The 7,886-nt window shown below is 32.5% G+C and carries 7 protein-coding genes; 3 read left to right on the top strand and 4 right to left on the bottom strand.

Going from position 1 to position 7,886, the window contains the following annotated elements:
- From ACHZC3_RS10585 to ACHZC3_RS10570, 4 genes are all read right to left on the bottom strand, one after another.
- The coding region (locus ACHZC3_RS10585; RefSeq protein WP_394759830.1) for a PorP/SprF family type IX secretion system membrane protein at window positions 1-1,757 on the bottom strand (1,757 nt) is incomplete at its 3' end.
- 1 nt (window position 1,758) lies between these two features.
- Window positions 1,759-3,225, bottom strand: coding sequence for a gliding motility-associated C-terminal domain-containing protein (locus ACHZC3_RS10580; RefSeq protein WP_394759829.1), 1,467 nt, complete (start codon window positions 3,223-3,225; stop codon window positions 1,759-1,761).
- Window positions 3,226-3,371: 146 nt separating this feature from the next.
- Window positions 3,372-4,664 (bottom strand): hypothetical protein, encoded by a 1,293-nt coding sequence (locus ACHZC3_RS10575; RefSeq protein ID WP_394759828.1) that lies wholly within the window; start codon window positions 4,662-4,664, stop codon window positions 3,372-3,374.
- A 35-nt stretch (window positions 4,665-4,699) separates the two neighbouring features.
- On the bottom strand, window positions 4,700-5,137 hold the full coding sequence (locus ACHZC3_RS10570; RefSeq protein ID WP_394759827.1) for a hypothetical protein: 438 nt from the start codon (window positions 5,135-5,137) through the stop codon (window positions 4,700-4,702).
- 522 nt (window positions 5,138-5,659) lie between these two features.
- On the opposite strand from ACHZC3_RS10570, the gene ACHZC3_RS10565 reads away from it, so the two are divergent.
- The 3 genes from ACHZC3_RS10565 to ACHZC3_RS10555 are packed head-to-tail and all read left to right on the top strand — an operon-like array spanning window position 5,660 to window position 7,653.
- Entirely contained in the window at window positions 5,660-6,808 is a 1,149-nt protein-coding gene (locus tag ACHZC3_RS10565) for an ATP-binding protein (protein WP_394759826.1), read from the top strand.
- Window positions 6,809-6,813: 5 nt separating this feature from the next.
- Window positions 6,814-7,197 carry a DoxX family protein gene (locus tag ACHZC3_RS10560; protein WP_394759825.1) on the top strand — a complete coding sequence of 128 codons (384 nt, stop codon included), beginning with the start codon at window positions 6,814-6,816 and terminating at the stop codon, window positions 7,195-7,197.
- A gap of 51 nt (window positions 7,198-7,248) precedes the next feature.
- Window positions 7,249-7,653, top strand: coding sequence for a hypothetical protein (locus tag ACHZC3_RS10555; protein ID WP_394759824.1), 405 nt, complete (start codon window positions 7,249-7,251; stop codon window positions 7,651-7,653).
- The last annotated feature ends 233 nt before the right edge of the window (window positions 7,654-7,886 follow it).

Raw genomic sequence — 7,886 nt, 5'->3', positions numbered from 1 at the left:
AATTTTAATTTGTCTGCTGCTTCTTTTGCTTGTGCGGCTGCATCGGCATTCGCTTTGGCGTCAGCATCAGCTTTTTCTTTACGCAAACGCTCTGCTTCGGCTTTAGCTCTATCTTGTTCTGATTTTAATTTATCTGCAGCTTCTTTTGCTTGTGCGGCTGCATCGGCATTCGCTTTGGCGTCAGCATCTGCTTTTTCTTTACGCAAACGCTCTGCTTCGGCTTTCGCTCTATCTTGTTCCGATTTTAATTTGTCCGCAGCATCTTTTGCTTGTGCGGCTGCATCTGCTTTAGCTTTGGCGTCAGCATCAGCTTTTTCTTTACGTAAACGCTCTGCTTCGGCTTTCGCTTTAGCGGCATCAGATATTAATTTATCAGCATCTGCTTTTGCTTTTGCTGCTGCATCTATTTTAGCTTGTGCTGCTGCATCTGCTTTCTCTTTTCTTAATCTTTCGGCATCTGCTAAAGCATTGGCTTTGTCTTGTTCTGCTTTAAGTCTTGCAGCATTTGCAGCATTTGCTCTTGCATCTGCAGCGTCTTTTTCTTTACGCAAACGTTCTGCTTCAAGAAGTGCTTTGTCTTTTCCTTGTAAAGCTAATAATCTTTCGGCTTCCGATTTTTTTAGAGCTGCAGCAGCTTCAGCTTTAGCTTTTGCATCAGCTAAATCTTTTTCTCTACGCAAACGTTCTGCTTCGAGTCTTGCTTTGTCTTGTTCTGCTTTTAATGCTAATGCTGCCGCTCGTTCTTTCTGAAGTTCTGCAGGTGATTTTTTCTTAACAGCTATACCTTTTGTTCCTGTTCCAGGATTTGTTTTTTTAGTTGCTTTTACAATTGGTTTATAGTCTTCAAAATCGCCATATCCTTTTAGTTTGTATGCTAAAGTGATTTCATGAGACAGTCCAAAATTTGATAAGTTTCCTATTCCTTTTTCTAAGGTATAACCAATTGATAATTTTTTTGCTATTGTAAGTCCAACACCTCCAGATATTCCGTAAAGACTGTTATATCCGGCTTGGACCCAACCCGCTTTAGGTGCATTTATGAGTAGATTACTTGAAAAAATAGTTTTGCCTTTTGCGGCTTCTCCTTTTACTATAACAGAGAATTTTCCGTTTTCAAAAAGACCTGAATTGTTCATGTAGCCTGTGTACATGATATGACCTGCAAAGCTTTTTGTAGGGTCGTCAGTAACTAATCCTGAACCAAAATTATAAAAGAAAATATTATTTGCAGATATACCAAAATCCATTAAACCTGAGCTATAATTTATTCCTGGATTAATAGTAGCAAGTGAGTTTTTAGGTATGTTTTGAAGTGCTGGATCTGTTGTGTTTGTTATTATTTTTCCTGTGTTTAAACCGCTATTTACGTAAGCAAGATTTAAACCAAAAGTAAAATTACTATCGTTTGATAATTCTATGTTTCTGGCAAAGTTTCCTACGATTCCAAAAGTGGTTAATACTCCATAATTTCTTTGAAACAAACCGAAAGCAATACCATTGTCTTCTCTGAATTTTCCTGAATAACTTGCGAAGTAAGCTTGTGGAGCGTTTTCGAATCCTGAAAATTGTCTTTTATTGTACATACTAATAAAAGATTCGTCTTCGCGAACAAAACTAAATGTTGGGTTTATTAAGAATTTATTAAATTTTAATGAGTTTTTTGCCGGTACGTCAAACGAAACTACACCACCTTCTTGGGCGTAATTAGGTAAAATGAAACCTAAAATCAATAGTAAACTTATAAATTCTTTTTTCATGCTATTTTATAATTGTAATGGATCCTTTTTTTATTGGGCTTCCGCCTTTAGAAATTATGTAATAATATACTGGATTTACAGCCGTAAAAACAATTTCTGTTTGTGGCCATTTGTTATCATAATTCGTTGTTTGAAGAGCAATTTCTCCTATGGGACTAACAATCATAACCTCAGTATCTACATTTGTATATTCTTGAGGTATTTCCCATGTGTCATTTTCTCCATCTGCATTAGGGCTTATCAAGTTTGGTATTTTTACTGGATTTACTCCTTCTTTTAGTTTAAAGAAAAATGTTTTTTCCGCCAAACAACCTGTAGTTTGTCTCACAGTGGCTTTGTAATCTCCTGAATCTGATGTACTGTATGAGTTTGTTGTTGCTAATGCTTCCAAAACTCCATTTTTGTACCACTCGTATACTGGTGTTACAGCACTCGAAGTTATAGTAATAATTTTGGTTTCATCAGCTGCTATAATGTTTTCTAGTGGTATTTCATCTACATCAATGCTAGCTGAAAATCCAGGAACCGATAAGTTAAAAACACTAGATGTTGATGAGCAGCTCCCTTGACCAACTGTTACATAATAATCTCCCGGCTGTGTAGCTACATAATTAAATGCTGTTGCTCCTGGTATAGCTATATTATCCTTAAACCATTGATACGTATATCCTGCTGTAGTACTTAATGTGTTTGTTCCTGGCGGGCAAATTGTACTTCCACCGCTTGCAGAAATTGGCGGTGTAAATCCTACAGTAACAATATTTACCATTATGGCAGGAGAACTTCCAACTGGGTTTATCCCTGGGCTACATGTACCATAATCTATTGCTACATGATAACTTCCTGATGTGCTTACACTCAAAGAGGAAGAAGTTTGGGCAGAAATTAATATGTTGTTTTTATACCATTTGTACTTTAACGATGGGTAGTCTACAGGGGAGTCATTAGAGAGTGGTCCGTTGTCTATATTAAGTGTAAAGTTTCCACCACCACAAATATCTACTGGAGATGTTCCTCCGTTTAAATTAAAGGTAGCGTTAAATGGTTGGTGGTAAGCAGAAATAGCAGTATTACTATTTCCTATAATTGTAGGTGATGTACTTACAACTCTTAACCTATATCCAGTTCCAGATACTCCAACTGGTATAAGAAAATTAGTAAATGTTCCTGTAAGTCCTACAAAAGTTGCTGTAGATGAAAGTACTGGTGGTGTTGCGGCAAAAACTCCAACGTCGTTAGACAGCTCTAACTTAAATTGATTACCCGGATTGAATATTCCTGTTATAGTAAATGTTGAATTGTACTGAACCGTTCCTTCGTTTGCACAATACTGGGTTACTGGGTTACCAGGTAAACCATGTGTTGGAGAACTAATAGTTTGCCCAAAACCCTTTATTGACGAAAAGAACGTCAGTAAAACAAAAACGAAAATACACTTATTTAAAAGAATAGTAATTTTACTTTTCATAATAACTTCATTTAATTTTAAACAAAAGCTTTGAAAACATTTTACAAAAAAACAACTCTTTTTTAACTGAATTTAATAAAATTCAATAAATCCATTAAGAGAAAATTCCTCTTAATGGATTTATTAAAACCCGTATTTCTAATTCTTTATTTAGAATTGGAAGCGGTAATTTTACTAATTTTCAGTCTAAAATCTGGATTGTTTTTTAGATTATATATGTCTAAAAACATTTCTTTATTGTCTGTGTTTTCATAAACATTAAAGAAAGATGTGTTTCCATAATAATCTTCAAGGTCTTCATTGTTTGTTGAGTTTTCAACAAAAATATTTCCTTTACAACTATTAAAGTAGGTTTCTTCAAATTTAATTTTCTTAAAAGTACTTGCTTCCAATTTTACATCTTGAGCTAATATTGCTGCTGGATTAAAACCTGATACGATACTTCTTTTGAATGTAAATGAAGCGTTATTCCCTATAAAAATCCCTTCTTTTACTAATCCGCTTGCTATATCGCTACTTAAATTTTCAGTAGTGTTAACAAGGGTGCAATTCATAGCGACAACATTTGTAAGATTTTTAGATAAGTCTGCTTCTTCTTTTTTTTCATAAGAAATAATATTCATACATCTTGATCTTGTAGAAGAAGAATAAAGAGAGTGTCTAATAGCAATTGAATTATCCATTTTGCATTGTACTCCTTGAGTAAATTTGAAATCATCTCCGTTAGATCTTAACGATACTAATTTACTTACTATAACATCTCCACCTAATATCTCGAATGAATTTCCTGCAGAAAAACTACACATAACGTTTTCGATAATTGTTTTGTTTCCAACACCTGCAAGAGACAAAGCATTATAATCTTTAAATCCTTTTATTTTTCTTCCTGCAAATTCTATTCTTAAAAATCTTACAACACCAGAGTTAGCTTGAGGGTTTATTCCTCCATAAATAGTTTGGCTTGAATCAAGATCAAAATTTAAAGAAGAAGAACCTCCAAATTTATTCATCGGTGCATCACTAAGAATAACTAAACCACCCCAGTCACCTGCTTTTTTTACAGGTCTGTTAGAGGTAAAAATAATTGGATCTGTTTCTAGACCATTTGCTATAATTTGAGAACCTTTAGTAATAATCAAAGCACCATTTGTATCAAAATCTCCTTTTATAACTGTTCCCGCCTCAATTGTAAGCACAGCGTTATTTGTCACATAAACAGCACCTTGCAAAAGATACGTGTTCTTTTTGTATAACGTTGTATTTGTAGTGATTTTCCCGTACAAAATCTGATTAGTTTCGTTGTATTCAGTTTTGTTCGGTTTAAATTCCGTCCAATTGTTTAGCCAGTTACTAGCTCCAATTATACCTTTCTCTTGTTGTGCACTTGCAGAAAAAACTACAAGAAGCAACATCCATTTAATTTGTACTAGGTTTTTCATGTGGATTAGGATTTAAGTTAATTATATGGGGATAATTATTCGTTTATCTGATTCAATTCTTTCAACATTGACTCATAGTACAATATTGAAGTTACTAAATTTCCTTTGTCTGCGTATGGTGTCATTGTTCTTTGAAAATCTACAGTTGAGTTAAGAAATGTCAATGTGTTTTGTTGTTGCAAAGTTAAAACTTTCTCGTTATCTACATTAGCAGGAATTCCCACATCTTGCATAGTTACTCCCGGCTTAGTCGTTAATGCTATATAAGGTAATGTATTTACAAGCACTTTGATTCGCTCAATATACAATTCTAGCAACTGTCCTTTTTGCATTGTTTCTAGCTCGCTTTTTTCATGGAATTTCCTTACTGAAGCCCCAGAGCTTATAATTCCAACAGCTTTGGTTGTTTTTTGTGCGTTTACGTTGCTTACTGCTAAGAATAAGAATAAGCTTAAAAAGATAATTTTCTTCATGGTAATTTGTTTAAAATTTTAATAATTTAAAAGTTTTTTTGTTTCCAAAACACACCTTCAAATTGAATTTGCAAGATTCTAATAACTTTTTAATAAAAAAAATTAAATTCACTTGTTTTTAAAATTTAAAAGATGTATTAAATTGAACGTATTATTGTTTTTTAAATTACATTGCTAAAAGCGTGCCAAAAATATTTTGAATGCTAAAAAAAATTAAAATTTGTATAATTAACAAGTGTTTTTAATGCTTTTTTTGCCATTTAACAGGTGCAAAAATATTTTTTATTATGATAACTTCCTAATATTGAGCAAAATTTGTTGTTAAAAATACCGACAAAATACAAATTACTAAATTATTTTATCTTGTTTTATCTCTATTTCACCAACAAAATTCTCTTTAGTTGTAAAACAAATGCTATTTAGAATTCAGATAAATATACAAAAAACCAAGTACTATTGATCTTTATTTTTTCTAAAATTAATCTTATTGCATCATTTATTGTATTAACTTATATTTGCAATATGCAGTTTAGTCAAATCGTGGGTCACGAACATATCAAAAATCATTTAACACAAAGCGCAACCGCTGGAAGAATTCCGCATGCACAACTATTTATTGGTCCTGAAGGATCTGGCGTTTTACTAGCCGCTATTGCTTATTCACAATATATTTTATGTAATAATAACAATTGCGAAAATTCTGGCGGTTTAGATTCCTGTAACTTAAAATTCGAACATTTTTCCCATCCTGATTTGCACTTTGTATACCCAACTGTAACTACAGAAGAAGTAAAAGCCAAACCAAAAAGTGTCGATTTCCTCACCGATTGGCGAAAATTTCTAACCGAAAAACCTTATGGAAGCATTTTCGATTGGTATACTATTCTCGATGTAAAAAATAAACAGGGTTTAATTCGGGTTGAAGATGCTTCAGAAATGTTAAGATCACTTTCGCTAAAAGCCTATGAAGGCGGTTACAAAATTATGATTGTTTGGATGGCCGACAAAATGAATATCGATGCTTCAAACAAATTGTTAAAACTTTTAGAAGAACCAACGGATAAAACCGTTTTAATTTTAATCGCCGAAAACGAAGAAGATATTATACAAACCATTCGTTCCCGATGTCAAGTATTGCATTTTTCGGCACTAAGTGAAAATGCTATTGCCAAATCATTAATTACTAATGAAAATATTGAGCCAAAAAAAGCACAAAAAATAGCGCACAAATCGCAAGGGAATTACAACAAAGCTTTACAGTTTTGTCACGAAATAAATGATGATTTATCTTTTGAAGAATGGTTCGTAACTTGGGTTCGTGCCGCTTTTAGAGCCAAAGGAAATGCGGAGGCAATTCAAGATTTAATATTGTGGAGTGAGCAAATAGCAGGTTTGGGACGTGAAACACAAAAAAAATTCTTGCATTTTTGTATCGAAATGTTTCGACAAGCTTTATTATTAAATTACGAAACCGAAAAACTAGTTTATCTGGAAACAGCTGTCGAAAAATTTAGTTTAGAAAAATTTGCGCCGTTTGTAAACGGAAACAATATAAATGATATATTTAAAGAACTTTCTGATGCAATTTATCACATAGAACGCAACGGAAATGCAAAAATAGTTTTGACTGATTTATCTATAAAATTAACACGATTAATTCATAAAAAATAAACCTTATGGAAAACCTTGCCTCGCTTTTTGTCTTATTATTTCTTGCCATTACGTTCTTGCAATCCGGATATGATAAATATACCGATTGGAACGGAAATGTGTCCTGGCTAACCGAGCATTTCTCAGGAACAATCTTTGCTAACAAAGTGCCGCTTGCACTAAAAACATTGCTGGTTTTCGAGATTGTTGCTGGAATTTTATGCATTGTAGGAATGATCGAAATGTCTATAAGTGGCGGAACAACCTTTGGAAAATACGGCGCTTGTTTGTCTTGTGTTACTTTGCTTATGTTGCTTTTTGGACAACGCATTGCCAAAGATTATGACGGAGCTAGAACTATTGTGATTTATTTTATTCCTGCGGTGATGGGTGTTTATTGGTTGAGTTAGAAAATTTGTGTTGAATATATAATATTAGCAAGCTTAGTAAAAAATATTAAAATGAAAATAACATCAAAAATACTTCTTATAGTCTTAGTGATTTTAAACTTAAACTTAGTAGAAGCGCAAGAAAAAGAAAATTTTGAAAACTTAATAGTTAACCAATGGGTTTTAGAAAAATATGAACAAAACGGAGAAGTTTCTTTACCAAAAGGAAAACATCAAAACGATACAATGATTTTTTATAAAAATCATAAAGTTAAATCAATAAGTTGTAATGCCACTCAAAAAGGAATATGGGAATATAATTCTGAAAATCAAACAATAACCATGTTTGATAAGAAAAATAATCTAAAAATGCCTTTGAAAATAATAAAAATATCTAATTACGAATGCATTGTAGAATTCGACGATGCAAAAGGAGAAAAGAGAAAAATGTTTTTAAAGTCCTTGCCGAAAAACTAAGCCAATTGATAACAGCAGTTTTGTAATAAATAACTATTCAAAATCATATTTAAAGTCATTTAAAAACTATATTTTAAATTTTTTAGGATTTTGGTATGTCGAAAAATATCAAGAATATAAATTCTGTCGGTTTCTATTCTGTACACAATTTTATAATTCCATTTTGGAAAAAAACGGATTAAATTAGAATCAAATAATGGTTCGACAGGGTTTTTCTCTGGCAGAATATTCAA

Source organism: Flavobacterium sp. (assembly GCF_043720215.1).
In the GTDB taxonomy this organism is placed as follows: Bacteria; Bacteroidota; Bacteroidia; order Flavobacteriales; family Flavobacteriaceae; genus Flavobacterium.
This window is presented reverse-complemented; position numbering and strand designations above follow the sequence as displayed.

Excerpts from the sequence above, each read along its gene's own strand:
- ACHZC3_RS10570 (WP_394759827.1), bottom strand. The coding sequence starts at position 5,137 with ATGAAGAAAATTATCTTTTTAAGCTTATTCTTATTCTTAGCAGTAAGC.
- ACHZC3_RS10565 (WP_394759826.1), top strand. The coding sequence starts at position 5,660 with ATGCAGTTTAGTCAAATCGTGGGTCACGAACATATCAAAAATCATTTA.
- ACHZC3_RS10580 (WP_394759829.1), bottom strand. The coding sequence starts at position 3,225 with ATGAAAAGTAAAATTACTATTCTTTTAAATAAGTGTATTTTCGTTTTT.
- ACHZC3_RS10575 (WP_394759828.1), bottom strand. The coding sequence starts at position 4,664 with ATGAAAAACCTAGTACAAATTAAATGGATGTTGCTTCTTGTAGTTTTT.
- ACHZC3_RS10560 (WP_394759825.1), top strand. The coding sequence starts at position 6,814 with ATGGAAAACCTTGCCTCGCTTTTTGTCTTATTATTTCTTGCCATTACG.
- ACHZC3_RS10555 (WP_394759824.1), top strand. The coding sequence starts at position 7,249 with ATGAAAATAACATCAAAAATACTTCTTATAGTCTTAGTGATTTTAAAC.